The following is a 25,467-nucleotide window of genomic DNA, read 5'->3' as shown; positions in this document are numbered from 1 at the left end:
TGCTTGTCCCAACGACCACGCATCCACCAGAAAAACCTGGCAAATTACCCCTCGGGAATCGAATGGCTGACCAACCTCGCGTAATCCTCTCCGGCTTCGCCGACGAAGCGGCCATTCACAAGACGGCCGTCGAGCAGTTCGCCGCGTTCGCCGCGATTGGCCTGGAGTACTACAGCCTTCGCTTCGTGGACGTCGGCAGCGGCATCAAGAACGTGATGCAGCTTACCAAGGGCGAGATCACCAAGCTCCGCCATTTGGAGAGCGAGTACGGCATGAACGTTGCCTCGATTGGTTCGCCCATCGGCAAGGTGAAGCTCGAAGACAAGAGCGACGGAACCAAGAATCGCTACGTCCCTTTCAAGAGGTACTTGAAGAGCGAAGTCGCCAAGGCATGCGAACTAGCCCACGCGTTCGAAACCAAGTTGATCCGCGGGTTCAGCTTCTACCACCCCAAGGGCTCGGATCCGCAGGAATACGTCAATCAGGCAGCCGATCAACTCGGTGAGATCGCCGAGCTCTGCCATCGCAGCGATCTGACGTTTGGCCTCGAAGTCGAGGCGAATCTTGTCGGACAAACCGGCCACTTGCTCGCCGAGTTGCATCGCAAGGTGAACCACCCCGCGATGGTCACCATTTTCGATGGCGGCAACTTGGTGAGCCAAGGGATGTCGACCGACGAAGTGTTCCAGGAATACCTAGCGATGAAGCCGAGCATCGGCTGGATGCACATCAAGGACTACCGCGATCCGTCGATGAGCGGCAAGACGGGCCACGTTGAAGAGGACAAGCTGAAGAACTTCGTCCCCGCCGATATTGGCGACTCGGGCCACACTCGCATCATGGACGACTTCAAGGAGATGCTGCCCAAGCTCGAGCGGAAGCTCAAGCGGCGTGGCATTCCCGGCGTGTTCCTCGATCTCGAGCCGCACCTCAAGGGTGGCGGGCAGTTCGGTGGGTTCAGCGGACCCGATGGCATGGGCGTCGCCCTGCGTGCCTTGCGTCGCGTGCTCGACTACGTTGGCGTTGCCTACGATGTCCGCGAGTGGGACGACATTGTCGTCGCCCGAGGGTTCTAGCGAATCGGCAGCGCTGCTTCGGTGGTGACTTCCACTTGGCGGCGATCGGCTTTGGGCTGCCCCGGTGCGAGCAACGCGCGGCCGCAGCGGATCGCCCAGTAACCGGCGGCGGCGATCGCCCCGGCACCCGCGTACAGCGGCATGCCCATTTGGCCCTTCGACGCCCACACCAGGAAGCCACCCGACACGCAGCCGATGAGGCACATCAGTAGGTTCGAGCCGGCCCGTTCGCGCTGCCGGCGGGAGTGGGCGATCTTGATCGCTTCGCGTGCCGAGTTGTTCGCCAAGTCCCGCAGCATGGACATGTCGGTCGCATGCTCGGGCGTGGGCCCCGATTTGATCTCGTGTAGATTTTCCAGAGGTTTGACCGGCACCACCGGGGTTAGCACCACGGGTTGCGCCTCGGCAACCACCTGCTGTTGCTGCTTGGCGGCTTGGGCCTCAAGCTGCTTTTTATCGCCCATCAAGGTGGGACCAGCAGGCTCGCCCCGCAGGCGGGCCATCATCTTTTCCATGTAGGCTTCGATCGACTCGTCGTCGTGGTGCTCGGCTTTCGGCGCCGGCATCGCCACCGGCTCGGGCTCGCGGTGGACGGGCACCGAGGGGGCGGGGGTCGAGTCGTCTTCGTCGAGCAGGTGCTTGTACTTCTCGATGAACGAAACGGGCTCCTCGCGCTTCACGGGCGCTAGTATTTCGACCTCTGTCACAGCTTCGTCGGTGGCGGTCTCCGCTTCGGCTTCGACAGGCGCTTCGGGCAACCAAAGGCTTGCCCCTTCGCGGTGTGGCTCCGAAGGTGCCTCTTCGCCTCCTTCACTCTCCACCGGCGGTGCGGCCCAGAAGTCGTGCGACGCCTCGGTTACGGCTTCGGGGTGCTCGACCTCGTAGTGCAAGCGCTCGGACGCCTCGGCCCGCAGCGACGACAGCCGACCCCACAGGTCCTGCTCACTACGAACAGGCTCAGCGTCCGGGGACTGGCCGCGATCGAAGGAGGCAGGCGTATCAAGTTCGGATTCGACGATCGAGGTGACTTCAAGCTCCGGCGCGAACGTTTCGGCGGCGTTCACCGGCTCGCTCTCGCGAATGGCAGGCGATTGAACCTCGATGTCCCACAACGATTCTGGCTGGAGTGAGTCGAGCTCGGTTTCGGGTTCCGACTCACTTTCAGCTAAAGGCGGGTCGGCGATCGGGTGGTGGTCGAGTTCGCGGCTCCCTACTTCCACCGGCAGGTAATCGTCAATCGGTCCATCGCCTTGCGGCAACAGTTGGAAGGTAGAGTCAGACTCTTCGCTCGGCCGCGTCGGCAGTTCGATCCGCGGCGCGTCCTTCCACCAGTCGATAGTGGCCGACTCAACGAATTTCTCGGCTTTGGCGATGACCTCCGCTTCGCCGTCCAGTTCGGTCGCCCGGTCGGCAATCGGGGCTGGCTCGGTCGGCGATAGCTCTCTGGTCGCTTCGGCCGGTTGGACTTCGCCGCGGAACTGCTCGGTTGCCTCTTGTCGTTGCCGCGTGAGCTCGTCGCGCAGCTCGATCACCAGCGAGTCGCGATCGGCGATTTGCTGTTCGAGTTCCGACAAACGGTTCTCCAGCGATTGCTCGCGCTGGTGATGCGAAGCGGACAGGGCGCGGACTTCGTCGCGGACTTGCGAGATTTCGCTGGTCAGCGAGGCAAGACGTCCGGCGAGTTCGTCGCGCTCGAACACCAGTCGCTCGCGCTCGGTTTCGGTGCTGGCGAGTCGGCTTTCGAGCGATGCAATCTCCATTGCCAGCCGCTCGCGCTCGCTTCGCTCGTGGCGAACCATGTTCACCAACTGCTTGGCCCGCTGGCGGTTGGTGTCCGATCGCTTTTCTGCGGGAACACTCGCAACCTTGGGCGCGGCAAGCAGTTCTTGGACTTGATTCGCAACCTCTGCGACCGTCGCTTCCGGTTCCGCGGACTTGCTTATCGGTGCCGAGTACAGTTGTTCCTCGGCGGGCTCCGGCCCATTGTATTCCAATAACAGGTCCACTGGTCCGATGGTCAGCCGATCGCCGGGTACCAGCGTGGCCTCGGTGAAGACCTCGCCGTTGAGCAAGGTGTCGTCCGACCAGCGACGCACGGTGAGCCCATGTTGGCCCTTGGTTACCAAGCAGTGAAGCGGGCGGACACCGCGATCAATCAGCCTAACGGTGCAACTCTGCCCGCTGCCAATCGTGGCCTTGTCGCCGGTGAGGGCGAAGTCCCAGCCAATGCCGTCGGCGCGGCGAAGCACCCAGGTGGCTGCGTCGGTCGAAGTGGTTCGTCGAGTCAGGGTGTTGGCGGTCATGCGACGTTGGGCGTGGGGCGATACGTTGGCTGTTCTCTGGTGCTTGCGGAGGGGAGTTCCGCTAGCACTTTTCGGGGAACAATAGCTGCTTAGGTCTAGCTCGCAGCACCCAACTGGTCAAAAACCTATGCCTCTCAAACTAAAGTTCGCCATTCAGCGTGATCCGGCTCATCCGCCGAGAACGATTCTGCCGAATTGGAGGGTGGAGAGTTGCCATACTTCTTCCGAGGGGTTTCGTCCACCAAGGTGTCTTGCCTGGTGGTCGTCTCTCCGCCGGAGTTCAAGGACCGGCACTTCCGCAGGAGGCATACCCAAATGACGGTACAAAAACAGGGCTTTTGGCGATTGTTCTCTCTGTACGGAGCCAGGCGGTAAAAACACCACGATTCGACAACCTTTCATTCCTCGGTTGCGTACTATAGTTACCGTAACTGCCCCAGAAGCCGCGGAAAACGCGTGTCCCTCGGGCGGTGATACTACTATTTACCGTTCCTCGTCAGGACTTGCCCCGGCGAGGAAACCAGAAGGCGGAGCGGCTATTCGATTGGAGTGATCCAGCGACTCCAATCCGACCGTCGGCAACTGAGGAGCACACCATGGCACGCAAAGATTCCATCTCCAAGATGCGGGAAGTTTTGATCAAGCGCCGCGACGCGCTCCGCAAAGCCCTCGCCGGCGACTTGAGCCTCTTGAATCAACTCCGCGAGCAATCGGGCAGCGACATTGTCGACGCCGCCCTGGATGCCGCCCAAGACGAAATCAGTTCGCAACTGGCCGAAGTCGAAAGCCGCGAACTGGCGCACATCGAGCGAGCGCTCGACAGCATGCGTCAGGGAACTTATGGCAATTGCGAGCACTGCGACGCCAAAATCCCACTGGCCCGCCTACAAGCCCTTCCCTACGCCACGATGTGCATCGACTGCCAGCGCGCCGTGGAGACGGGCGAACTCGATCTTCGCCGCGACAGCGACTGGGGGCGAGTAGTCGACACCGGTTTTAGCGACGCCGACGTGTCGCTGACCGACCTCGAACTTCAATAAGCTACCCACGCCCAACTTCGGGCGATAGACCTTACGCGATCCCTCGAAACCGCCGGCACCATGCCGGCGGTTTCTTTTTTGGCCCCGCCATTTCCGCCAAATCTTTCACTCGGCGGTCGCTCCTGGTGGGCTATAATTAGCGAGTAAATTGCCCCTCTGCCCGTTCAGCGCTTTCCCGTCGAGGCCGCCGTGTTTCGCTCGCCCCGCTTCCGCCAGTTGACTGCCCTGCTCGCCCTCGCGACCGGATGCAGCTTGCCGGCTGTGGCCGTGGCGCAGACAACGCTGCTCAACACCTTGGCGACGCCGGCAGACCAAACAGAGCGCGAACGGGACTACGATCAACTCTCGCGCGATGTCGATGCCCTGGAGCGCGAGCTCGGAATCATCAAACGCGTCGTCAAGCTGGTCACGCCGTCGGTGGTGCATATCGAGGCCAGCCCCCTACGAACTTCCGGCCAGCGGACCGACCTCCAAGAAGCGGGATCCGGCGTGATCGTGATGATCAACAACCGGCCTTACGTGCTCACCAACCGCCACGTCATCAAGCACTCGTCCGAGCCCAACGTCCGCGTGCAGTTCGCCGATGGCAACGTCACCAACCCCGAGCGAATCTGGAGCGACCCCGAAACCGATGTCGCCGTCATGCAACTGCCGAGCATGAACTTGCTGTCGGCGCGGCTTGGGAATAGCGATCGCATTGAGATTGGTGAGCAAGTCGTGGCGGTCGGCAGTCCCTTCGGTTTGAGCCAAAGCGTCACGCGTGGCATCATCAGCGCGAAGGGGCGCTACAATCTGGATCTCGGCGATGGCGACGTTCGCTTGCAAAACTTCCTGCAAACCGACGCCGCGATCAACCCCGGTAACAGCGGCGGGCCACTGATTAACCTGCGCGGCGAGGTCGTTGGTATCAATACGGCGATAGCCAGCAACTCAGGCGGCAACGAGGGCATCGGTTTCTCGATTCCCATCAATGCCGTGGTCCGCATCGCCGAAGACCTTACGAGCACCGGCAAAGTGAATCGCGGCTTCCTAGGCGTTACGCTCGACTCGCTGTTCGACGACCGCCGCGCGCGGGCCCTTGGGCTTCCCGGGCTAGCTGGGACCCGAGTGAAGACCGTCGAACCCGGCTCGCCCGCCGCTCGCGCCAGCCTGCAACCCGACGACGTGATTCTTCTGTACGATGGCGTCCGCGTCACCGACATGGACCACCTTATCAGTCTGGTGGGCCTTACGGAAATCGGACGCGATGTGCCGATCATGGTGTTCCGCGACCGCCGTGCGATCCCGATGTCGGTGATGATCGGCGACGATCAAACGATGGCGGCGAAGAAGTAAGCAGCCCGAGGGCATTTCAACAAGTAGCCGGACTCGCAAGAGTTCGGGCCTTCGTGGTAAGTTCCCGAACTCTTGCGAGTCCGGCTACGAAGTACGCTACGGCGCCCGGCTAATCGTCTCGACGATCACCGCTTCCACCGCCGCGGCGTCCATTTCGGTTGCCACGTCCATGTTGGGCTGCTCGGCGCTGTGCGGACGACGGTCGAACACGGTCGCACCATGCGTCAGATTGCCGCCCGTCTCGACGTCGCCGTACATCCGCTCGGTGGTAAACAGCGACGGCCGCATCGCCGCCACTACGCCGACCACGTCGCGAACGTAAATGCCCTCGATGCCAAGATGCTGCCGCGAACTACGATAAGCGCCGGGTAAGATCCTCTGCAGCAGCGCCGAGGTGCGTGAATCTTGCGACTTCAGCTTCTCGAGGAAATCGAAGCCCAGCATGACTTCGCTGGTGATGTCCATCGGCAGGATGGTCTTCGTCACGGGCGACTTGAACACCTGGCTCGCCGCTTCGCTATCGCAGTAGATGTTAAACTCGGCGGCCGCGGTGACGTTGCCGGGCGCGGTGACGGTTCCGCCGACGATGATCAGGTGCCCAATCATGCTGGCGAGGTCGGGCTCGCACCGCAGTAGGTCCGAGATGTTCGTTAGCGGGCCCATGGCGACGACCGTCACGTCGCCCGGCGCGCGGCGGATCTCGTCGGCGAGCACCTTCATCGACAGGTGGCGGTTGGCGAGCTCCGCGACCTGGAACTGCGCGCCGCAAAGTCCGTCGTCGCCGTGCAGGTGCCGCGCGTCGACGCGGAGCATTTGCTCGGGCGAGGCGGCACCGATGCGAGGCCATCGCACGGGGTCCAGCTGCTCGACCACTGCCTGAACGTTGCGGCTCGCCAGCTTCGGGGCGACATTGCCACCCGTCGCGGTGACGGCGATCACGTCGAGCTCCTCGGCCGCCAGCGCGACGCACAGCGCCAGCGCGTCGTCGTAGCCGGGATCCATATCCAATATCACTTTGCGGGGCATCGGCACCTCGATGGTCGTCTATCTAGTTGGCTCGCGGACAGTTGCAGGGCGAGTGGCGGGCGGGCCGCTTTCGGCCTGCCTCGACTTCCTTTATCCTGAACCCACTACGATAGCACAATGCGGATTCCATGCCAGAAAGCCCCCGAGCCTTCGATGAACCCCCAAATCGCTGAAATTCTTGGCCGCGTGGCGGGAGGGATCGACCTGACCATGGCCGAAATGCAGTCGGCAATGGACCTCGTGATGTCGGGACAGTGCTCGGACGAAGAAATCGGCCTGCTGCTAACGGGTCTTGCGGCGAAGGGCGAAACGGTCGAAGAATTGGCCGGAGCCGCCGCATCCCTGCGCGGGCACATGACGCCCATCCGCACATCGCGGCGGGGAATTCTCGACACCTGCGGCACCGGCGGCGGCGGTTCCACCACGTTCAACATCAGCACCACGGCCGCCATCATCGCCGCGGCAGCCGGCGTGCCGGTCGCCAAACACGGCAATCGCAGCATTACGAGCCGTAGCGGCTCGGCCGACGTTCTTGCGGCGCTCGGCGTGAATCTCGATGCCAGCCGCGAACAGGTGGAGGCTTGCCTCGAAGAGCTGGGCCTCTGTTTCTGCTTCGCCCCGCTCGCCCACCCCGCCATGCGGCATGTTGGGCCGGTCCGAAAGAAGCTCGGCATTCGCACCATCTTCAACCTGCTCGGCCCGCTCGCGAATCCAGCGAGCGCCAGCTACCAGCTGCTTGGCGCGGGACGCGGCGAGCACCAGGAGCTTCTCGCCCGGGCCATGCAACTCCTCGGCACCAAGCGCACCCTGGTCGTGCACGGTAGCGATGGCATGGGCGACGTGACGTGTAGCGGAACCACGCGCGTGCTTTCGGTTACTCATGAAGGAATCGAGGACTTCACCTGGACGCCGGCCGACTTCGGACTGGAAGCGTCGACGACCGAATCGCTGGCAATCGACACTCCCGAAGAAAGTGCGGCAGTGGTACGCCGACTCTTGGCGGGCGAACGAGGTGCAGCGCGGGACGTAGTGGTGCTGAACGCCGCCGCCGCACTGATTGCTGCGGGGGTAGCGGACTCGCCCGAAGCTGCCGCGAAGCTCGCCACGCAGGCGATCGATAGCGGTGCGGCTGCTGAGCTTTTAGCGAAGCTGGCGGAACGCAGTCACGCGGCGAACTAGTCGACTTTTGTTGGGACCATCTCGTCCCAAACCTGCGCGCCGACGATGTCTCTCGCGAACGCCGACTCATCGCCCCAACGATCGGTGCCAGCGGCTCGGAAACAATCCCAAACCTTCTTCGCCGGCGTAGTACCATCCGCCTCGCGGCGTCGCAGCCCGAGCAACAGTCCCCCTTCGTCGGGATGATCGACGTGGCGATGCAGAATGAACGCATCGATTCCGTCCAGCCGATCCACCAGATCGTACGCCAGGCAGTAAGCCGCGGCTTGCACCGCCTCGCCATCCGCTGTCGCCGGCGTGTGAAAACCTTGCTCGCTCAAGATCACTCGTCGCGGAACTCCGTTGTACAAAAGCTCTGGACGCTTGAGATACTCTGTGAGCACATCAAGATTCTTAAACGTGATACGAGGCGTGTCGGGGCTGGGGTTCGCTGACTTGTCATTCCAGAACCTCGGTTCAAACAGATTCTCGGGGTACGGGTGAAAGGCCACGTGCCAATCGAAGTTCTCCTCCGGCGACTCGGTGGCCCGACGCGCGAAATCGTCGATGAGCCACTTGCCCGGAAACGCCTGAAATTCGTCCGCCGCGGGGTAGCGGATGTTCCAGTGGTGCTCGAGCGAAAGGTAAACTCGCGGCCAACTCGCCTCACGCCGCACGGCACGGTGCACCAGCTTCAACGTCTGCCAGTAGTCTTCGGCCAACTGCTCGAAGCTCGCGCGCCCCTGATTATTCCAGTACCAGTGCGAGTTCACTTCGTTGCCAACGATGTGGCCGACCACCCGGCCATGCGTCTGCGCGGGGTCGGACCACCGCGCGGCGAGGAACGACAACAGGGCCTCGATCTGCTCGCGACTTTCCGGCGAGCGCGTGTTGAGCGCGCCGAGGCGATTCGGCGCCGCTGGGTCGTAGTCGGGATGAAGCAGCACCGCGTCCTGCTCGGCGTTGCCCGACGCGTAGGCGAGCAGAATGACGTACACCAGCACGCCACGATCGCTGAGCGGGCGAATGGTCGCGTCGAGCGCTTCGAGATAACCCCGCCGCACGGCCAGGGGCTTTCCGTGATGCTCGACCACCAGCACGCCCTCCCCCTGCTCTCCCCCGGGCGGGACGAACAGCCCGGAGAGGTTCACGTTGATCGCGGCGTGCGCGATGCCAAGCGCGAGCGCGTCGTCGACTTGTTCGACTTGCAAGCCTTTTTTGGAGGCCGCAGCTGGAAAGGTCTCCTCCTCCGCATGAGCGCTCACCGAGACGAGCACCATGGCACACAGGACTCGCAGCAGCGTGAGGTGGAGTTCGCGCATGGGGTGTTCCTTCACGATCCGCGGGGCGGTCCGGCTAGGAAGATCGTTGGACTAACTCAGTATCTGTTTCACCACGCGTGCTTTTTCGACGCCCGTGAGTCGTTGGTCGAGGCCGCGGAACTTCACGGCCAGTCGCTCATGGTCGATGCCCAGTTGATGCAGGATCGTGGCATTGAGGTCGCGAATGTGAACCGCACCGTCTTCGAACTTCGTGGTCGGCGCACCCGAGGCATCGACGATGTTGCATCCGTAGTCGTCCGTGGTGCCATGCACAACGCCGGGCTTCATGCCACCGCCGGCCATCCAAATGGTAAAGCAACCGGGGTGATGGTCGCGACCATAGGTCGTGGCGCTCATCTCACCTTGGCAGTAAATCGTACGGCCGAACTCGCCACCCCAGATCACGAGAGTATCATCGAGCAACCCGCGCATCTTCAAATCCTGCACCAGCGCCCAACTTGCTTGATCGACGTCCTGGCACTGGGCAGGCAGGTCGCGTGGGATGCTGTCGTGCTGATCCCAGCCGCGATGGAAGATCTGGGTGAACCGAACGCCGCGCTCGATCATCCGCCGGGCAAGCAGGCAACTCGCCGCAAACGTGCCGGGCGTGCGGACTTCAGGGCCATACATGTCGAGCACGTGCTGCGGTTCGTCGGAAATATCCACCAACTCCGGCACTGACGTCTGCATGCGGTAAGCCATCTCGTACTGCGCGATCCGCGCGGAGGTCTCGGGATCGGCGTGTGAGGCAAAATGTTCCTCGTTGAACTGCGCGATGGTGTCGAGCACCCGGCGACGGTCGCTGGCATCCATTCCCGGCGGATTCGAAAGGAACAACACGGGGTCCCCACTCGCCCGCATCGCCACGCCCTGGTGCTTGCTCGGCAAGAAGCCCGTTCCCCACAGGCGATTGTAGAGGGCCTGCGCGTCGCGCTTCGCCGACCACTTGGGCGTCATCACCACGAAAGCCGGTAGGTCGGCATTCTCGCTTCCCAGGCCGTAGCTAAGCCATGCGCCGAGGCTCGGATAACCTGGAAGTTGATTGCCCGTGTTGATGTACGTGATGGCCGGATCGTGGTTGATCGCCTCGGTCCACACCGATCGCACGAAGGTCAAGTCGTCCACCATCTTCGCGGTGTGAGGCAGAAGTTCGCTCACCCACGCGCCGCATTTTCCATGCTGAGCAAACTTGTATCGCGTGGGAGCGATTGGAAACGACGATTGCCCGGAGGTCATGGTGGTGACTCGCGTGCGAAGCACGGGCGAGCCATCTTCGTACTTTTCGAGCCTGAGGTCCGCCTTCTCCTTGGCAACCATCTTGGGCTTGTAGTCGAACAGATCGGGAGGCGACGGTGCGCCTGCCATGAACAAGTAGATCGCCCGCTTTGCTTTGGGGGCGAAATGCGGGATGTTACCTAGCCCTCCTACGCTGGCCGAGCTCGCCATCGACTCGCCACCCGCCATCGATGCCAATGCCGCGGTCCCCAGCCCCATGGCTCCCTGGGCAAAGAAGTGCCGCCGAGTAAGTTGCTGCAGGTAATCCTGAATCGGGAACATATCTTCGCCCTTGAGTGCAATCGCGAGGGTTCGCTACTCTTTAGTTACCAGTTCGTCGAGATTCAATACGACATTCGCCACCAGCGTCCATGCAGCAAGCTCGGCCCGATCGAGCTCGTCACTTGGCGGCGCAACACCAATCGCCAACAGCTTGCTCGCGGCTTCGCTATCGTTTTGATAGCGATCAAGACTAGCTTGATACACACCGACCAAGCGCTCCGTCTCCGCCCCCGTTGGCTCTCGCATCACCGCCAAGCGGAGCATCCTCGCCGCTATCTGGTCCGCCGACCCTGCTGCCTCGAGCATCGACCGCTCTGCCAGCGCCCGCGCGGCCTCAACGTACTGTGGATCATTTAGCAATAGCAGCGCGGCCAGCGGTGTATTGGTGCGTTCGCGGCGGACCACGCAGCTTTCGCGAGAAGGAGCATCTAGCGTTGTTAGTTGAGGAGGCGGTGACGTCCGCTTCCAGAACGTGTAGAGACTGCGGCGATGCACTTTCTCGTGCTCGGTATCCGCGACGAAAAAACGCGTATTCGAACCCGAGTAGGCCACCGCTTCCCACAGCCCGTCCGGCTGAGGAGGCTTCACTCCCGGGCCGCCGAGGCGGTCGACCAACAACCCGCTCACAGCGAGCGCCTGGTCGCGAATGACCTCGGCGTCCATTCGATATCGCGGCCCGCGAGCGAGCAGTCGATTGCGGGGATCGCGTGTCTGTAGCTCTTCGCTCGTCACCGACGACTGCCGATAGGTGCTCGACATCACCAGTTGCTTCACCAGCCGTTTCACGTCCCAGCCATGCTCGCGGAAGTCGACCGCCAACCAGTCGAGTAGCTCCGGATGGCTCGGCCACGCGCCCTGCGAGCCAAAGTCCTCGGCGGTCTCGACGATACCTGTGCCAAAGAATTGCTGCCAGAACCGATTTACCGTCACGCGAGCCATCAACGGGTGCTCGGGCGATACCAGCCACTTGCCAAAACCAAGCCGGTCGTTCGAGGCCCCTTCGGGCAGCGGCGGCAGGAAACTCGGCACCGCGCGCGGCAATGGCCCTAGCTCTTTGTCCGGCGACGCGTAGTCGCCACGCAGCAACAAGTAGGCCGGCAGCGGATCGGCGCGCTCTTTCATCACCAGCGTGGTCGGAATCGCCGACTCCAGTTCGACGATCTCGCGGTCCAATCGATCGATGTTCGCGGTCAACGACTCAATCTCCTCGGCATCGCACACCAGCATCCGGTAATGCTGGCGAAGCCGTGCTCGCTGCTCGTCGGTTCGCTCCCCTTCGGACACATTGAGCGCGGCAATCACTTCGGCCGGGAGGCCGTCGGCCTCTTTGGGCATCGTAAAGCAGAAGCCCGACGTTCCCTGCGCATTGGACACCTTGATGAGCAACTCGTTCTTGCCCTTCTTGAGCTTTAACTTCAGCTTCTCATCGTCCGGCTTGACAGCGCGAAGCCCATGCTTGCTGTAAATTAGCTTGCCATTCAAATAGACCTTGGCCCCGTCGTCGAAGCCGAAGCCCGCGGTGATTGTCTGAGCATGGTTAGTCTCGAACTCGCGGTATAGGAACGTTGCGGAAGTGACTTGGTGTAAGTCGTCATGCACCTCGCCATCGACCCACTCGGGCCGCGGTTGCCAATGGAGCAGCACGTCGTCGGAATCCTTCAAGGGCTTCGTCAGATCGACTGGCTTTCCTTCGGGGCCATGCTTGCGGCTTGCGAGGTAACGATAGTCGGATCGAAACGGGCCAATGCTGTGCCAGCTTCCCGCCACCACGGGCGCGAGCTCCCCACTCGCCAGGGCCTTCCGAGTCTCGTCTTCCCAGATCGCCTGCTGCGAATCGACTTCGGCGCGCGGTTTGGAAAGCTCGATCCGAGCAATGGCTAGCTCGTCTCGCAGTTCGTCCAGCTTCTGGGATTGCTCGGGAGTTGGTGCTTTGATCGTTGGCGCGGGGTCCGCGCGGTTCTCGTCGAGTGCCGGCCCGTCCATGTTGTTGAAATACGCCGACATCGAGTAGAAGTCGCGCGCCGAGATGGGATCGAACTTATGGTCGTGGCACACCGCGCAGCCCATCGTCAGGCCGAGGAACACGCTGCCGGTGGTCGACACGCGATCAACCACGTTGCGAATATGAACTTCCTCGGTGATCGAGCCCCCTTCGTTGGTCGTCACGTGGCAACGATTGAATCCGCTCGCAATCTGGTCGTCGAGCGTCGCCTCGGGGAGCATGTCGCCCGCGATTTGCATCAGCGTGAAACGATCCCAAGGCACGTTCGAATTCATCGCTCGCACGACCCAGTCACGGTAAGGCCACATCTCGCGGTAGTTATCGAGGTGCAGCCCATGCGTGTCGCCATACCGCACGGCGTCGAGCCAATACCGAGCCATGTGTTCGCCATAGTGGGGCGACGCAAGCAGCCGATCCACGAGCCGCTCGTACGCCTCGGGCGACTCGTCGGCGATATAGGCTTCGACTTCTTCGGGCGTCGGAGGTAGACCGGTCAGGTCGAGCGTTACGCGGCGGAGCAGCGTCACGCGATCGGCCTCGGGCGATGGCGTGAGTTTCTCCGATTCGAGCTTCGCCAAAATAAACTGATCGATCGGCCCGCGCGGCCATTCCGGCTTCGACACCGCTGGTGGCTCGATGGCCTTCGGCGCGATGAACGCCCAGTGAGGTTGGTACTCGGCACCCTCGCTGATCCATTGCTTGAGCAGCGCGATCTCTTCGGCGTTGAGGCTCTTTCCCGACTCGGCGGGTGGCATCAGAAGGCCGTGATCGCTCGTTGCGATGCGGGCGACGAACTCGCTCTCGTCGACATTCCCCGGAACGATCGCCGTGATGCCCGAGTCGGTCTCGCTCGTAGCCGCTTCGCGATCGTCGAGCCGAAGCCCCGCCTCGCGCGTGGCTTCGTCAGGACCGTGACACTGGAAACAGCGATCGGACAACAACGGACGAATCTGTCGATTGTAGTCGATGCGTGTCTCGCCACTAGCTGCGCCGACCACCGCCAAACAGCCGACCAACGTGAGCCAACTCGCACCGTGGATTCGAACAATACGACCGCCCATCATGTCGTCGCTATCTCCGAGGGAAGGGAGAGGTGGGAAGCGAAGCGTGTGGAGTGCCCAACAGCATTCCGACTTAGCAACGGATCAAGCACCGGCTCATTATACTCAGTGCTGCCATCCGCACGAAACTGCAGGCAACGCAAATCGCTTACCAAATCCGGCACAGATCAAGCCATTTGCGGAGGGAGGGAGGTGCTACGCTGCTCTAACACCTAGTACCAGTATATGGCCGATAGGAACGAAACTTGACTCTGAAAACGTACTGAAGTTGCGATTTAACGCCGCTTTACGGGGACTCCCGCACGCTAAACTCCAATTTCCAGCGATCGGCCGACTTCGTGCTGCAGCACCAGAGCTCGAACATCCCTAGCTCGGTGATGTGCGATTGAAACCGCACCGGGACGTAGTCCTCCCCTTCTCCTTCGTTCGCCGCGAGCGTGGCTTCGAGAGGTGCGGTTTCCGACAGTTCCTCTTCGCGAATCGCGGGCAGCAGGTCCCCTGGCTTGTCGGCATTCCGCACTGCCGAGCTGAAGAACCGAAACTGCACCGGCTCGCCAAGTACCAGACCAATCTCACCCGATGGGACATCGGCGCTGGTACCTTCCTCCATTCCGAAGGGCACCACGCACAGCGCCCGCATCGGTCGCGGCATGCCGGGAATCGCCAGGCCAGCGGTCTCGATGCCAACGTAATACGAACGCGCGACGCCACCGCGAATCCGGACCCCGCCGTGCTCCTTGGTCCAGCCGTAGTACGCCGCGCCGCGGGCTACCGCGTAGTCGAGATCACGTGCACCGGGGAGCTCGTCGGCCGCTTGGGCATCGCCCGACCAATTGCCAATGATGCCGAGCACCAGACTCCGCAGCACGTCGGCTTTGAACACCCCGCCGTTGAACAGCACGTGCGTCGGATACGCCGCGCCCCCCGCCTCGCCAGCGTGCGCGGAGAGAAACGCCGCGAGGTGCCGCGTGATCGCCACGTCCGATTCGAACGGCAAACCAATTTCTTGAAAGCCCGACGCACGCCGGCGCTCGGGCCGATCGCCGAGACCGCACTCGGGAAAAAAGCCACCTACGAGCAAGTCCACGGCCAACTGTCGAGGCACATCAACCGAAACGGTTCCGCCAATCAACTTGCTGCCACGACCGAGCACCGACACGCGATGCGGCTCGGGCGCGTCGGCGGAGAGCAACGTCTCCTTAGCGTCCCGGCACGAATGCCACAACGACACCGATTGCCACGCGTCGAGCTGCACGCCTTGCTCGGCGAACAGTCCCGCCACCTGATGCGCGAGCGTCAGGTCCATGTTGTCGCCACCCACCAGCAGGTGATCACCCACCGCCAAGCGCTCAAGGGCGAGCTCGCCACCCGCTTCGGCGACGTCGACGAGTGTTAAGTCCGTGGTACCGCCACCAACATCGCACACCAGAAGTCGATCGCCCGCCTTGAGATCACGCCGCCACTGATCGCCCCGCTCGGCAAGCCACGAGTAAACCGCGGCTTGCGGCTCTTCGAGCAGCACGAAGTTCGAAGGTAGACCAGCGGCGAGCGCTGCCTCGCGAGTGAGCTCTCGCGCCGCGGCATCAAACGACGCCGGCACCGTGAGCACGACCTGCTGTTCGCCGATCGGTGCTTCAGGAAACTGCTGATGCCACGCGGCCACCAAGTGCTCGAGGTATCGCTGCGAGGCAGTAACGGGCGAAACCTTCTCGACTTCCACTGGCGCGTTGTAAGGCAACAGCGGCGCGCGGCGATCCACGCGGCTATGACACAGCCAGCTCTTCGCCGCGACCACCGTACGATCGGGCATGTCGGCACCCTGTCGCCGCGCGTACTCACCCACCGCGTACTTCCGCCCACTCGCCCATGGCAAATCGAGTCCACCCTGTGCCTCGTGCTCGGGTGCAATGTAGAGAAACGATGGCAGCGACTTCCGCTGATCAATCGTCCCTGCGGCAACGAGTTGAGGAATCGGCAGCAACTCGACCTGCGGCGCATCGCTATCGAGCGGCGCGTAAGCGAGCACGCAGTTCGTCGTGCCGAGGTCAATTCCAATAACGTACTTGGCGGTCATGTGCGGGCGTTCCTTCCTAACCTACTTGAACTTCGGCAGGAGCAACCACCATCGCCGCGTCCCGACTTCCCGACCACGTCGGCACGTCGCACTTCGTGGCCTTCCATCCTGCGTGCACCACTTGACCAGCAACCGGTGGCTGAGCCGAGACGTTGCCCGTCAGTCGAAACTCCGCGGCATCGTACCCCGCGGGCACCTCAATGCGTGCTCCTTCGCCCTGCGTCGCGAGTGGCTCTAGCGCGAACATCCGCGAGAGCACCTTGCCACAATCGCGAAGTACGTCCCGCGCCGCCGCGCCGATCTGAGCATCCGAGTAACCGTCGAGCGACTCGCTCACAATGTCGACAAACCTCGCCTCGCGCTGCAGCGTTGCCAGCAGCGTGATCGCCTCGCTTCGCGCGGGAGCGACTGGTTTGGGAGGTTCGGGTTTAGCGGCGGGTTTCTCAGGTTCCTGCTCCGTCACCTCCGGTGCGCCAAGCTGCAACTGCTCGACGCCCTCGGCGAACTCGCGGCTCGAAAGGACCTTGAAAAACGACTGTATGGCAAGCCAGAGGCGCATGATCTCGCTCCGGTGGTGGGGGTAAAACGGGCTACCCAGACTACCCCCATCGCCCCCGCCCCGCCAAGGGACCGCATGAGCAGCGTGCCGCTATTGCCTCGCACGTCGCCCTACCCCTAAATTGCCCAATCGTTCGCCGTTTCCCCACTGCTCTTCAGCTCCCCGAAAGTTCACACCATGACCAACAGCGCCGAATGGCAGCGGATGTTCCTCGAGTGGCCCACGTCGATCCAGCGCCGCGGCATCGTGACCACGGTGCTCGACGAGCAGATCCCCTTCAAAGGCTTCATGACCACCGACAAGATGTTACTGCTCGAACGCTCGAACCCCGACCAACTCGGCGCGCGATTCATTGTGCTCGAATACGGCTCCGTCGCGGCTCTCAAGTACATCGACCCCTTGCGCCCCGACAACTTCACGGGACTGGGATTTGTGGGGAAGTTCTCTTCGTAGTCGCCTTCATGATTTGAATAGCCCTGAGCAAGCTTGCTCTGGGAAGCCGGAGTTCGGAAATGAAAAAGCCTCGCTTGAGATATGGCGTTGGAACACTGCTTATCCTCATCACGTCGGTATGCGTTGGACTTGTCGCCGTCATTTCATGGGTCGAAAATGCGGAAGCGATGGTGGGACTGCAAACCATCCAAGGTCCCCTAACGTCGGGGAGCCCTCCTCAAAACATCGATCCTCCTTCGGACGATATGGTGTTGCTCGCGCTACGCAAGGCATTGGCCAAACGACGTGGGTTTGTCACGAAAGAGTTTCCCAAAGGATCCACGAACATCCGGATTGTTCGGCAGCAAACGGCCGAGCACGTGGAGCCCGCGAGAGTTTATCCTATCGTCGGGCCGGGGCAGCAGCACCATACTCACTACAGATACACAATTTACTATGACTTGAAACGCGGAGATCGGCATTTGAAGATGGAGGAGCGTCACTACGTCCTGGATGTCGACTACTATCATCTGCACGTACTTCCATCGCAACCCAATCAAGTTGCCGGGACAGCGTTGCATCTGCCGAAGCCGTGATTCACAGCGCGCCTCATCTTACCCCTGATTTACTCACTCTTCTTGAACGCTTCGAGCAAGTCCGCATTCGCCATCCAAGCGGCGAAGAACGGCTCCGCCGAGTCGCGGCGTTTCATTAAGACCAAGAACGGACGGTCGACGACGAAACGATCGGGTGCCACTCGATCCGCGGGTGCGGCTGCGGCGGCTTCGATCTTCGCTTCGGAGACCACCATCGCGCCACTCTCGTCGAGACGGAAGCGAATTGACTGCCACGCCTTGGCGATGTAGCCCCCTTCGAACTCGCCAGTGTTCTGGATCGGCTTGTGGGGACCTTCGAGTTCGGTGAAGTCGTGCGCGAGACTGAACAACACGTTCGGCACCATCATCGCGGCGCCGGAACCGATCTTGCCATCGCCTTTATAGTTTGCGATGCGACCATTCAGATCATCGAGCATCGCTTGCAAGTTGTCGGCATGAGGCAACACGGCTACCACCACTTGCACGTCAGGCTGGTCGGCGGTCAGGTCAAGCGCAAACGCCGTGAGCTCGCCAAACTTGGAATCCTCGGGCCGGTCTTTGAACAGCACCTTTACCTGCGCGAGCTGCCGATTCGTTACCGCCCAGTCCGATCCCTTGTAGGGACCGAAGCCCTGCACCGGATGCTCTTTGCCCGAGGCGTCGGTAAAGCTGCACGAGTAGTCCTTCGCTTCAAAAGGGGTCGTAAACTTAGCCGCCGTGTTGAGGTAGGCGTAGGCGATCATCACATTCTCGCTGGTCGTCTCCGGCGTGCTGAACGTCGGGGGCTGGACGTTTGGAAAACGCTTTGCCATCTCCGTGCGGATCGTTTCGACGATTCCGTCTTTCGTAGTTCCCGCGGTGGCGTAGAAACTGTTCGGCGGCAGGACATCCTCCTTCACCGGCGAGTGGTTGAGTCGCTCGGCCACCTCCTCCGCGTTCTCGATCTCAAGCGGCCCGCCGATCACGTCGTCGCATGCGTGGTCCCAAGCCACTTGGAAAGTCGCACACCAGATCGCGTTATTCAGTCCATCAACGGGCGTGTCGAGCGTGGGGACAAAGGTCGTCCCCTCGATGTCGCTCGTCGCCACTAGCTCGGGCCACTGTTCCGGTGGTTCCTCCTTTGCATTGCCACCTTCTGGCTGTGAGCAGCCGAGCATGCAAAGCGTAACTAGCAGAGAAGCAAGCAATCCGACAGGTGAACGTTGCACGAGGTTCCCCCTTATGTATGAGTTCCGTGTTCTTGCGTCCGTTGGCCGCCGTTCGTGCCGAATTGTGATCGGACTGAACTTTTAGTCGATTCTCCTTCCGAAATAGTTCCCCGTAGGATCCCGAAAATGCTAGGATTCTTAAGCCTTGCGTCCCAGTTCGGCACCCAAGATTCCTTCCCGACGTAGAACCAGCCCCGAGCATCGGGCTCGGGGCTGGTGTGTTTCATTCGTATTGCGGACCTTGATTGGCCCTAAAGCACCGTGTCCAGGTCGCCCTTCCAGCGGACGAAGCCTTCGATCGCTTCGTACTCGGCGAGGCCGAGCTGATCGAACAACTGCGCCGTGGCGTGATTGCGGTCTTCGGCGCGTTGCCAGAATTCGCGGGGGTCGGGGCCGGGGAACAAGGCGCGATCCTTCTGCGATTCGTGCTTGAAGATCGCGGCACGCTTGCGCATCAGTTCCTGCGGGCTCAGCGGCACCGACATCTCGATTTGGTGAGGACCCCATTCCTGCCACGCACCGCGATAGAGCCACACGGCACAGTCTTGATACCACGCGGCGTCACGCAGGCGGATGCACGCGTTGAGCACAGCACTCAGGCAAGTGCGGTGCGTGCCGTGCGGATCGCTCAGGTCGCCCGCGCAGTAAATCTGATGGGGCTGAAGCTGGTTGAGCAGGTCCATCGTCATCTGGATGTCTTCTTCGCCCAGCGGCTTCTTGCGGACGCGACCTGTTTCGTAAAACGGCATGTCCATGAAGTGCAGTTGCTCGGCGGGGACGCCACACGAACGCGTCGCCGCACGGGCTTCGGTCCGGCGGATTAGTCCTTTGATGAACTGCACCTCGGGGCTGTCGACTTGTCCCGGCGCTTTGTGCTTGACGAACTCGTCGATGTGGGTGTCGAGTTCTGCGGTCCGCTCGATGTCGATGCCGAAGTGTCGATTGAACTCGGCGGCGAACTCGGCGAAGCGAATCGCGTCGTCGTCGAACACGGCGATATTGCCCGAGGTTTGGTACGCCACATGGACCTCGTGACCTTGATCCACCAAGCGAATCAGCGTGCCACCCATCGAGATCACGTCGTCGTCCGGGTGCGGCGAGAAGATCAGCACGCGCTTGGGGAAGATGTGCTCGTGCGCCTGCGAACGATCGCCCGGCTGCTTCTGGTGCAAGGGTTTTCCACCAGGCCATCCGGTGATGGTGCTTTGCAGCGCTCGGAATACTTGCAGGTTGATCTCATACGCACTGCCGCGCGTAGCGACCAGCTCTTGAAGGCCTTCTTCGTTGTAGTCCTCTTCGGTCAGCTTGAGGATCGGCTTCTTCACTTGCTGGGCGAGCCAGATCACCGCTTTGCGAGTCTGCACTTCGTCCCACTTCACCTTGCCGAGCGTCCACGGGCAGCGACGACGAGTGAGGGCTTCGGCGGCGGCTTCATCGATGAAGAACTGCGCGCTCGGGTGCTCCTGCAAGAAGCTCGCGGCAACTAGGCTCGACACTTGTCCCTGAATGGCCTCGGCAGTGATACGTGCCTTGCCTTCGCCGAACGCCATAATCACGACTTGGCGAGCATCGAGAATCGTCCCGACACCCATCGTGATCGCGCGGCGAGGAACGTTTTCTTCGCCGAAGAAGTCGCTCGCGGCATCACGCCGGGTCACGCGATCGAGCGTGATCAAACGCGTGCGGCTGTTGCGACCGGAACCCGGTTCGTTGAAACCAATGTGCCCCGTGCGCCCAATCCCGAGCAGCTGCAAATCGATACCGCCGACTTGCTGAATCTTCTGCTCGTATCGGCGGCAGTAATCTTCGATGGTCGTTTCGTCGAGCGTGCCATCGGGAATGTGGACGTTCTCGGGATCGATATCGACGTGGTCGAACAAATGCTCGCGCATGAACCGGACGTAGCTTTGCAGCTCGTGCGGCTGCATCGGGAAGTACTCGTCCAGGTTGAACGTGATGACGTTACGGAACGAGAGTCCCTCTTCGCGGTGCATCTCGATCAGGGCGTTGTACACACCCACGGGGGTGCTACCGGTGGCGAGACCGAGCACGCAGGGGCGACCTTCGCCTTCGCGAGTGCGAATCAGCGCGGCGATTTGCTGCGCGACCGCTTGGCTTGCTTGGGTGGCGTGGCGGAACACCCGGCAAGGGATGTGCTCGACTTCGTCGAGCGGGACGTTCTCGAAACGTTGCGGGCGGTAAGTGTCAGTCATTTTCGCGGGCATTTTCGCGGGGGGCACGTCGGATACGCTGCTCATGGTTCTATTCGATGTCATTCATTGCTGGTGGCAACTCGGGCCCATAGAGCCCAAACCGCCAAGTCCATTTGTGCTTCGACTCACGCGGGGCCCGATCGACCACCTGCGGAATCGCAAGCGGCGTGAAGGTCGCCGCTCGGTCCAAGTTTCCAGCATAATCGGGTTCTCCGTCCGAGTCGTCCCCGGCGAAGCCGATTGCCAACTCGCGTGCGCAAAACGATGAGTTTTCGGAGTTGGTCACCTTCGACTTCCGCTCGTCGCTCTCGAGCTTCGTTGTCGCCTTCGAAAAGCTACTCAGCTTATTATTCTGCAGCGTTTATGTCGCAGTTTCCCGGATATTGCATTGGGTGCGACATTACTCCTCTTGGTCCGCGTTGCTGTTTTTCCATAAACCGTTGTCATAACACGACTTACAACTCATCTCATGGCGACTCCCGAAAGGGTAATGTCGCAGGGGTAAACCGCAGGTGCGACTTTACTCGCCCGCACGCCCTCCCCACGTAGCGTTGGGGATCCCGACTGGAGGAAGGTGTTTCCCCTCCTCTAACCAAGCCCCCTCAGCAACGTGTTCATGAGAACACACCCGAAGCGCGCTTTCTAGTTAGATTCTGAAAGAAAGTGGAAATAGTTTGGGGGGCGTTGGGAGCAGGCAGGTTAGAGAGGTGTCCTTTTGACCCCAGATTTATCTCGGACTTCAGGCATCCAACCCAGGAATCATGGATGCTAGAACAGACGATCGCAGGAGCGCGCCGCGATTACTCCGCAGGTGCCCAACGCCAACAGCAGCAGACCACTGGGTTCGGGGATCGCGTTGCCAGCGAGTTGGGCAGTGAACACTCCGACGGAGTTGTCCGTGAAGTATGCGTAAAAAGCGAGCGCCCCATCGTCGTTGAACGCAATCGCTCTCCCGTCTTCACCGCCCGACTCCAATCGGGCCCCCATTCGATCGACGGTACGGAAGTCGCCCGGCGATACTTCGATTTCGTCGCCGGTGCTCAGCAGCATTTCCAACTGTCCCTCGCTCTCCCGTACTAACCAGCCGCCTTCAAGCTCCCTCGGCCAACTGTCTGGGGTGCCAAAACTGGCGCCGAAGATAATATCGCCCGAACCATTGATCGCGAATTGCCCAAGGCCTCGATACACGACACCAGTAGCCGCTCCTGGCACGGGCTCTCCCTCCAAGGCAACTAGTTCGAAACCGTTAGGCCCCTCGGTCCAGATGCCCCATCGTTCGTCCTCAAAGTTCCCAGTCTCCGACTCCAGCGAGCAGGCAAAGACAATCTGCCCCTGGCTATTGATGAGGCTCCCACCGATGCGAGCGAATTTTTCATCGGCGGTTCCTGGAGCCGTGTCTCCCCTTTGGACTAACAACGCCAGGTCGCCCGACCGATTCGTCCAAAGACCTTGGCTCCCGCTAATAAACCAACCTTCCTCATCGGCAACAAATGTACCCGCCGAGAGCACGAACTGGCCCGCGTTATTGAAGCCAGTGATGCCCGGATACGATAGTACCATCGCACTCGCCATCCCAGGCGCAGGCGTTCCTGCACGGGCTGCCAGCGAGAGCGTGCCATTGGTACTCACCCAAGCGGCAGAATCGAGCGTACTGATGGCAATCGGTGGCGAGTCGAGCAGGGAGAAGAACGCGATCTGCCCATTTCCGTTGAGCAACAAAGCCCCACCCGGAATACTCCTGTAATTGCCTGAGTCGATCCCGGCCGCAGGTTTGCCAACTTCGGCGATAAGTTCGAGCGTTCCCGCCTCCTCGACCCAGATAGTCGAACGGACATTTGCCCCTTCACGCTGTAAACCGATCAGAAGCGCGGTTTGCCCGGCGTGATTAAAGCGGAAGCCAAGGTCTTCGCCGTTAGCAAACATGGTACCACTTGGCATTCCGGGTGCTTCTTGGCCAATTAGGGCCACGAGGCTGAGATCGCCCGTTCCCTGCGACCACACACCCGTGGGTTCAAGGGCACCTGGTACCTGAGGAGACACTAACCCCACGAAGGCGACTTGCCCGGCATTATTAATCTGGGGATCATAGAACTGCACGAACGCTGTGCCTTCGGGTGCTCCGGGGGCCTGCATCCCTTCGGCCGCCAGGAGCGCAAGGCTACCGGATCCTTCGGACCAAATGCCATAATTCCAAATCGGCGATGGCACTTCGGTCTGCAAAATGCCCTTAAACGCAACTTGCCCGGCATTGTTGATTGTCGGCTCCGTGAAACCGAGGAACTCGGTGCCCGCAGGCGTTCCTAATGCTTGCGTGCCAGAGAGGGCGACGGTGCGTATTGCCACGTCGGCGTAAGCCATGACCGTGGATGCCAGCAGTAGGCAGCATCCAATTACAGCTCTCGTCACGTTCATCAGATCTCGCCTCCTCGTTAGAGTTCCGTACCCCTTTATAGAGAGCGGGTGGCGAAGATGTCTAGTCTTTTTTCGCGTCTGCTGCCATTCCTTCGCCAACACGGCTGACTACTAGATGTTTTACACCACTTTTACCTCAAACAGGGGTGGCAGCGACACTTGCCCGGATGCAGCTTCGCCACTTGAACGACTTCAGTCGGGCACGTGTCGGTGTCGCTTGCGAAAGGAGGTGTTTAGAATTGCTAGTGAGTTGGTCACTCCTAAAAGTGGCAGGCAGAACATCCCACCGCCGCTTTGTGCTGCGCACGCCGACAATCGGCCGTGGTTAGAGTTTCGAAGTGACGGCGTTCCAAGCGGCCGAAAGTCGGTGCCACCCGCGCTACTCTGATGGCAAAGCACCGCGCGATTCCGACTTTCCGGGGGCGAGGACGACCCGGCTCACTGCCGCCAAGGCTCGTGACGAGATGCTACTCCCCCTTATCCACCTTCAACTGCAAGAACGTGCCGCCACCTTTGTGGTTGAGCGCGCCGAGCCACAGGGGGTCGCGGCCTTCAGAAGTGAAGCCGCGGGCGATGTCGGCTTTTTCTTTGGAAATGGGCTCACCCGCTTTCCAGCCGTCGGTTTCGAGGTGTTTGGTGTAGAGGGCGACGAGGTCCTCGGCTGGTTGGCGTGAGAAGAACGACACGTAGGGTGGGTCCTCGCCGAACTCGGCCAGGTCGGCATCCGTGGGCAGTGGGAGCTCGAACTTCACGACTCCCAGGCGTGCGATGACGCGGGTATCGCCGTCACCCTTGAGGTACATCAACTCGAGCTTGATGCCATGGTTCAGGAAGTACTGTTCGCGGTCCAAGTCGTCGGCGGTCGGCTCGTAGCCTTCGTAAATATTCGGCGGGCGGTAGCTGATCCAGCCGTGGTCTTTCAACTTCTCCTTATAGAATTTGTGCAAGTCCAGTGGCTTTAGCGGTGTGTTGTAGATGACACTCGCAGGGGACTCGGCTTCGAACTTCGCACCGTCGGGCACCGGGAACTCACGCGCGTCGAGGTTGCCAACCAGCATCACAACGGCGTTGATCTCCGCCCCCGCGGGCGAGTCGGGGCTCTTGCCAATCGACACCTGCGCGATGACGTTTTGCTTAGTGCTGGAACTGGGCTTGCTGAAGTAGCTCGCGGAACCGTGTTCGTTGGTCACGGGTGCCGGATCGGCGAGCTGCTTCCAACCGGCGGCTTCGAGCTTCTCGGTGACTTCAGCAATCGCCCCCGGCAACGTCCGCTCAGCGGTCACGGGTGCCGAGAACCAGTAGTGGATCGGCGAGGTCTCGGTCCGCACTGCATCGGCGGGCATGGTCAGTCCGCTCAGGCTTCCCGCGGCTAGGCACTCGCTACGGCTAAGCGGCTCGGCGAGCTTGGGCGGTTCGGCGCTCGGCGAAGCGGCCGCCGCATCTGGCGAAGGCGTCGGCGACTCGGCCCCGCAGCCGGTGGTTAGGAGTGCGAGGATGCAACTAGCTAAGACGTGTGATTGACGAACCATGTTGTTGGGTCTGAGGCAAATCGTAGGGAGTGAGGATTGAGACCGTATGCTAATCTGGATAGCTGGGTAACCCCAAGTCCTCCATCGCGTATGTGGTAAAATAGGAGAAAGGGTGGCGGCCGCTGGGCAACTAAACATCTAGCCCCGAATAAGGATCGTCGACGGTTTCGCCAAACTCCGAGGACGCCTCGACTAAGCTTTGCCTTACTTCATCAGACATCCGTGATATATCGCGTGCCTGCAATAAACGCAATGTATCCCCAAGTCCCAGCCTTGCAATCGCTCCAAGTAAAGCTTCGGCCCGACGTGTGTCCGAGTCGCTCCACCACTCGATCACCTTCGCCGAGGCCATCTGCTTCATCTCGTCGCTGAGATGTTCGAAGGTGTTCCATTGCCTACTAGCGAGTTCAAACAGTGCGTCTGACAAGTCCAATGGCGACATACCCTGGGGTTCTGCGAGTAACGTATGAAACTCTTTTACTAGTTCCGCGCATGTGACGTTGTCGGGCAGGTCTTCGTAATGCTTAAGAGTGGGCATGGCGATACTCAAGTGGAACAAGTGCG

19 protein-coding genes are annotated in these 25,467 nt (G+C 61.1%); 6 read left to right on the top strand and 13 right to left on the bottom strand.

Annotated elements, in window-relative coordinates; all coding sequences use genetic code 11:
• Positions 1-62: 62 nt before the first annotated feature.
• Positions 63-1,076, top strand: a complete 1,014-nt coding sequence (locus SH292x_RS06730; protein ID WP_442484822.1) for a sugar phosphate isomerase/epimerase family protein — start codon at positions 63-65, stop codon at positions 1,074-1,076.
• Here SH292x_RS06730 and SH292x_RS06725 read toward each other — a convergent pair.
• Complete coding sequence (locus SH292x_RS06725) at positions 1,073-3,379, bottom strand: FHA domain-containing protein (protein WP_442484821.1); 2,307 nt, start codon at positions 3,377-3,379, stop codon at positions 1,073-1,075. The genes SH292x_RS06730 and SH292x_RS06725 overlap by 4 nt on opposite strands.
• Before the next feature lie 596 nt (positions 3,380-3,975).
• Between SH292x_RS06725 and SH292x_RS06720 the strand changes: the two genes are divergently transcribed.
• Together SH292x_RS06720 and SH292x_RS06715 are read left to right on the top strand one after the other, a co-directional pair.
• A complete protein-coding gene (locus SH292x_RS06720; RefSeq protein ID WP_442484820.1) occupies positions 3,976-4,419 on the top strand; it encodes a TraR/DksA family transcriptional regulator in 444 nt (147 codons plus the stop codon).
• A 189-nt stretch (positions 4,420-4,608) separates the two neighbouring features.
• Complete coding sequence (locus SH292x_RS06715) at positions 4,609-5,754, top strand: S1C family serine protease (RefSeq protein ID WP_442484819.1); 1,146 nt, start codon at positions 4,609-4,611, stop codon at positions 5,752-5,754.
• A gap of 96 nt (positions 5,755-5,850) precedes the next feature.
• On the opposite strand, the gene SH292x_RS06710 is transcribed toward SH292x_RS06715, so the two are convergent.
• Positions 5,851-6,780: a nucleoside hydrolase gene (locus tag SH292x_RS06710; protein WP_442484818.1), complete on the bottom strand. Its 930-nt coding sequence runs from the start codon at positions 6,778-6,780 to the stop codon at positions 5,851-5,853.
• Positions 6,781-6,933: 153 nt separating this feature from the next.
• Between SH292x_RS06710 and trpD the strand changes: the two genes are divergently transcribed.
• Positions 6,934-7,959, top strand: a complete 1,026-nt coding sequence (trpD, locus tag SH292x_RS06705; protein WP_442484817.1) for an anthranilate phosphoribosyltransferase — start codon at positions 6,934-6,936, stop codon at positions 7,957-7,959.
• On the opposite strand, the gene SH292x_RS06700 is transcribed toward trpD, so the two are convergent.
• From SH292x_RS06700 to SH292x_RS06680, 5 genes are all read right to left on the bottom strand, one after another.
• The gene (locus SH292x_RS06700) at positions 7,956-9,260 is read right to left on the bottom strand and encodes a DUF5722 domain-containing protein (RefSeq protein WP_442484816.1); all 1,305 of its coding nucleotides are present in this window, start codon (positions 9,258-9,260) and stop codon (positions 7,956-7,958) included. The two genes, trpD and SH292x_RS06700, sit on opposite strands and share 4 nt — an antisense overlap.
• 51 nt (positions 9,261-9,311) lie before the next feature.
• Complete coding sequence (locus SH292x_RS06695) at positions 9,312-10,817, bottom strand: DUF1501 domain-containing protein (protein ID WP_442484815.1); 1,506 nt, start codon at positions 10,815-10,817, stop codon at positions 9,312-9,314.
• A 33-nt stretch (positions 10,818-10,850) separates the two neighbouring features.
• The gene (locus SH292x_RS06690) at positions 10,851-13,883 is read right to left on the bottom strand and encodes a PSD1 and planctomycete cytochrome C domain-containing protein (protein ID WP_442484814.1); all 3,033 of its coding nucleotides are present in this window, start codon (positions 13,881-13,883) and stop codon (positions 10,851-10,853) included.
• A 283-nt stretch (positions 13,884-14,166) separates the two neighbouring features.
• Positions 14,167-15,954, bottom strand: a complete 1,788-nt coding sequence (locus SH292x_RS06685; RefSeq protein WP_442484813.1) for an Hsp70 family protein — start codon at positions 15,952-15,954, stop codon at positions 14,167-14,169.
• A 16-nt stretch (positions 15,955-15,970) separates the two neighbouring features.
• Positions 15,971-16,513 (bottom strand): DUF2760 domain-containing protein, encoded by a 543-nt coding sequence (locus SH292x_RS06680; RefSeq protein ID WP_442484812.1) that lies wholly within the window; start codon positions 16,511-16,513, stop codon positions 15,971-15,973.
• Between the two features lie 177 nt (positions 16,514-16,690).
• On the opposite strand from SH292x_RS06680, the gene SH292x_RS06675 reads away from it, so the two are divergent.
• Together SH292x_RS06675 and SH292x_RS06670 are read left to right on the top strand one after the other, a co-directional pair.
• The gene (locus tag SH292x_RS06675; protein ID WP_442484811.1) at positions 16,691-16,966 is read left to right on the top strand and encodes a hypothetical protein; all 276 of its coding nucleotides are present in this window, start codon (positions 16,691-16,693) and stop codon (positions 16,964-16,966) included.
• Positions 16,967-17,025: 59 nt separating this feature from the next.
• Positions 17,026-17,541, top strand: a complete 516-nt coding sequence (locus SH292x_RS06670) for a hypothetical protein (protein WP_442484810.1) — start codon at positions 17,026-17,028, stop codon at positions 17,539-17,541.
• Between the two features lie 29 nt (positions 17,542-17,570).
• Here the strand turns inward: SH292x_RS06670 and SH292x_RS06665 are convergent, their stop codons facing one another.
• From SH292x_RS06665 to SH292x_RS06640, 6 genes are all read right to left on the bottom strand, one after another.
• Positions 17,571-18,749 (bottom strand): hypothetical protein, encoded by a 1,179-nt coding sequence (locus tag SH292x_RS06665; RefSeq protein WP_442484809.1) that lies wholly within the window; start codon positions 18,747-18,749, stop codon positions 17,571-17,573.
• A 251-nt stretch (positions 18,750-19,000) separates the two neighbouring features.
• Positions 19,001-21,007 carry a glucosamine-6-phosphate deaminase gene (gene nagB / locus SH292x_RS06660; protein WP_442484808.1) on the bottom strand — a complete coding sequence of 669 codons (2,007 nt, stop codon included), beginning with the start codon at positions 21,005-21,007 and terminating at the stop codon, positions 19,001-19,003.
• A 4-nt stretch (positions 21,008-21,011) separates the two neighbouring features.
• Positions 21,012-21,248, bottom strand: coding sequence for a hypothetical protein (locus SH292x_RS06655; protein WP_442484807.1), 237 nt, complete (start codon positions 21,246-21,248; stop codon positions 21,012-21,014).
• A 482-nt stretch (positions 21,249-21,730) separates the two neighbouring features.
• Complete coding sequence (locus SH292x_RS06650) at positions 21,731-23,374, bottom strand: DUF7453 family protein (RefSeq protein ID WP_442484806.1); 1,644 nt, start codon at positions 23,372-23,374, stop codon at positions 21,731-21,733.
• A gap of 467 nt (positions 23,375-23,841) precedes the next feature.
• Complete coding sequence (locus SH292x_RS06645; protein WP_442484805.1) at positions 23,842-24,903, bottom strand: hypothetical protein; 1,062 nt, start codon at positions 24,901-24,903, stop codon at positions 23,842-23,844.
• A 130-nt stretch (positions 24,904-25,033) separates the two neighbouring features.
• The gene (locus SH292x_RS06640; RefSeq protein WP_442484804.1) at positions 25,034-25,441 is read right to left on the bottom strand and encodes a hypothetical protein; all 408 of its coding nucleotides are present in this window, start codon (positions 25,439-25,441) and stop codon (positions 25,034-25,036) included.
• Positions 25,442-25,467: the final 26 nt, after the last annotated feature.

This window comes from Aeoliella fuhlenseeensis, assembly GCF_052161615.1.
Taxonomy (GTDB): domain Bacteria; phylum Planctomycetota; class Planctomycetia; order Pirellulales; family Lacipirellulaceae; genus Aeoliella.
The sequence above is the reverse complement of the archived record's forward strand: the minus strand, read 5'-3'. Positions and strand labels throughout refer to the sequence as shown.

Coding starts and splice junctions, on each gene's coding strand:
- SH292x_RS06730 (WP_442484822.1), top strand. CDS start 63: ATGGCTGACCAACCTCGCGTAATCCTCTCCGGCTTCGCCGACGAAGCG.
- SH292x_RS06725 (WP_442484821.1), bottom strand. CDS start 3,379: ATGACCGCCAACACCCTGACTCGACGAACCACTTCGACCGACGCAGCC.
- SH292x_RS06720 (WP_442484820.1), top strand. CDS start 3,976: ATGGCACGCAAAGATTCCATCTCCAAGATGCGGGAAGTTTTGATCAAG.
- SH292x_RS06710 (WP_442484818.1), bottom strand. CDS start 6,780: ATGCCCCGCAAAGTGATATTGGATATGGATCCCGGCTACGACGACGCG.
- trpD (WP_442484817.1), top strand. CDS start 6,934: ATGAACCCCCAAATCGCTGAAATTCTTGGCCGCGTGGCGGGAGGGATC.
- SH292x_RS06700 (WP_442484816.1), bottom strand. CDS start 9,260: ATGCGCGAACTCCACCTCACGCTGCTGCGAGTCCTGTGTGCCATGGTG.
- SH292x_RS06695 (WP_442484815.1), bottom strand. CDS start 10,817: ATGTTCCCGATTCAGGATTACCTGCAGCAACTTACTCGGCGGCACTTC.
- SH292x_RS06690 (WP_442484814.1), bottom strand. CDS start 13,883: ATGATGGGCGGTCGTATTGTTCGAATCCACGGTGCGAGTTGGCTCACG.
- SH292x_RS06685 (WP_442484813.1), bottom strand. CDS start 15,954: ATGACCGCCAAGTACGTTATTGGAATTGACCTCGGCACGACGAACTGC.
- SH292x_RS06680 (WP_442484812.1), bottom strand. CDS start 16,513: ATGCGCCTCTGGCTTGCCATACAGTCGTTTTTCAAGGTCCTTTCGAGC.
- SH292x_RS06675 (WP_442484811.1), top strand. CDS start 16,691: ATGACCAACAGCGCCGAATGGCAGCGGATGTTCCTCGAGTGGCCCACG.
- SH292x_RS06670 (WP_442484810.1), top strand. CDS start 17,026: ATGAAAAAGCCTCGCTTGAGATATGGCGTTGGAACACTGCTTATCCTC.
- nagB (WP_442484808.1), bottom strand. CDS start 21,007: ATGAGCAGCGTATCCGACGTGCCCCCCGCGAAAATGCCCGCGAAAATG.
- SH292x_RS06650 (WP_442484806.1), bottom strand. CDS start 23,374: ATGAACGTGACGAGAGCTGTAATTGGATGCTGCCTACTGCTGGCATCC.
- SH292x_RS06645 (WP_442484805.1), bottom strand. CDS start 24,903: ATGGTTCGTCAATCACACGTCTTAGCTAGTTGCATCCTCGCACTCCTA.
- SH292x_RS06640 (WP_442484804.1), bottom strand. CDS start 25,441: ATGCCCACTCTTAAGCATTACGAAGACCTGCCCGACAACGTCACATGC.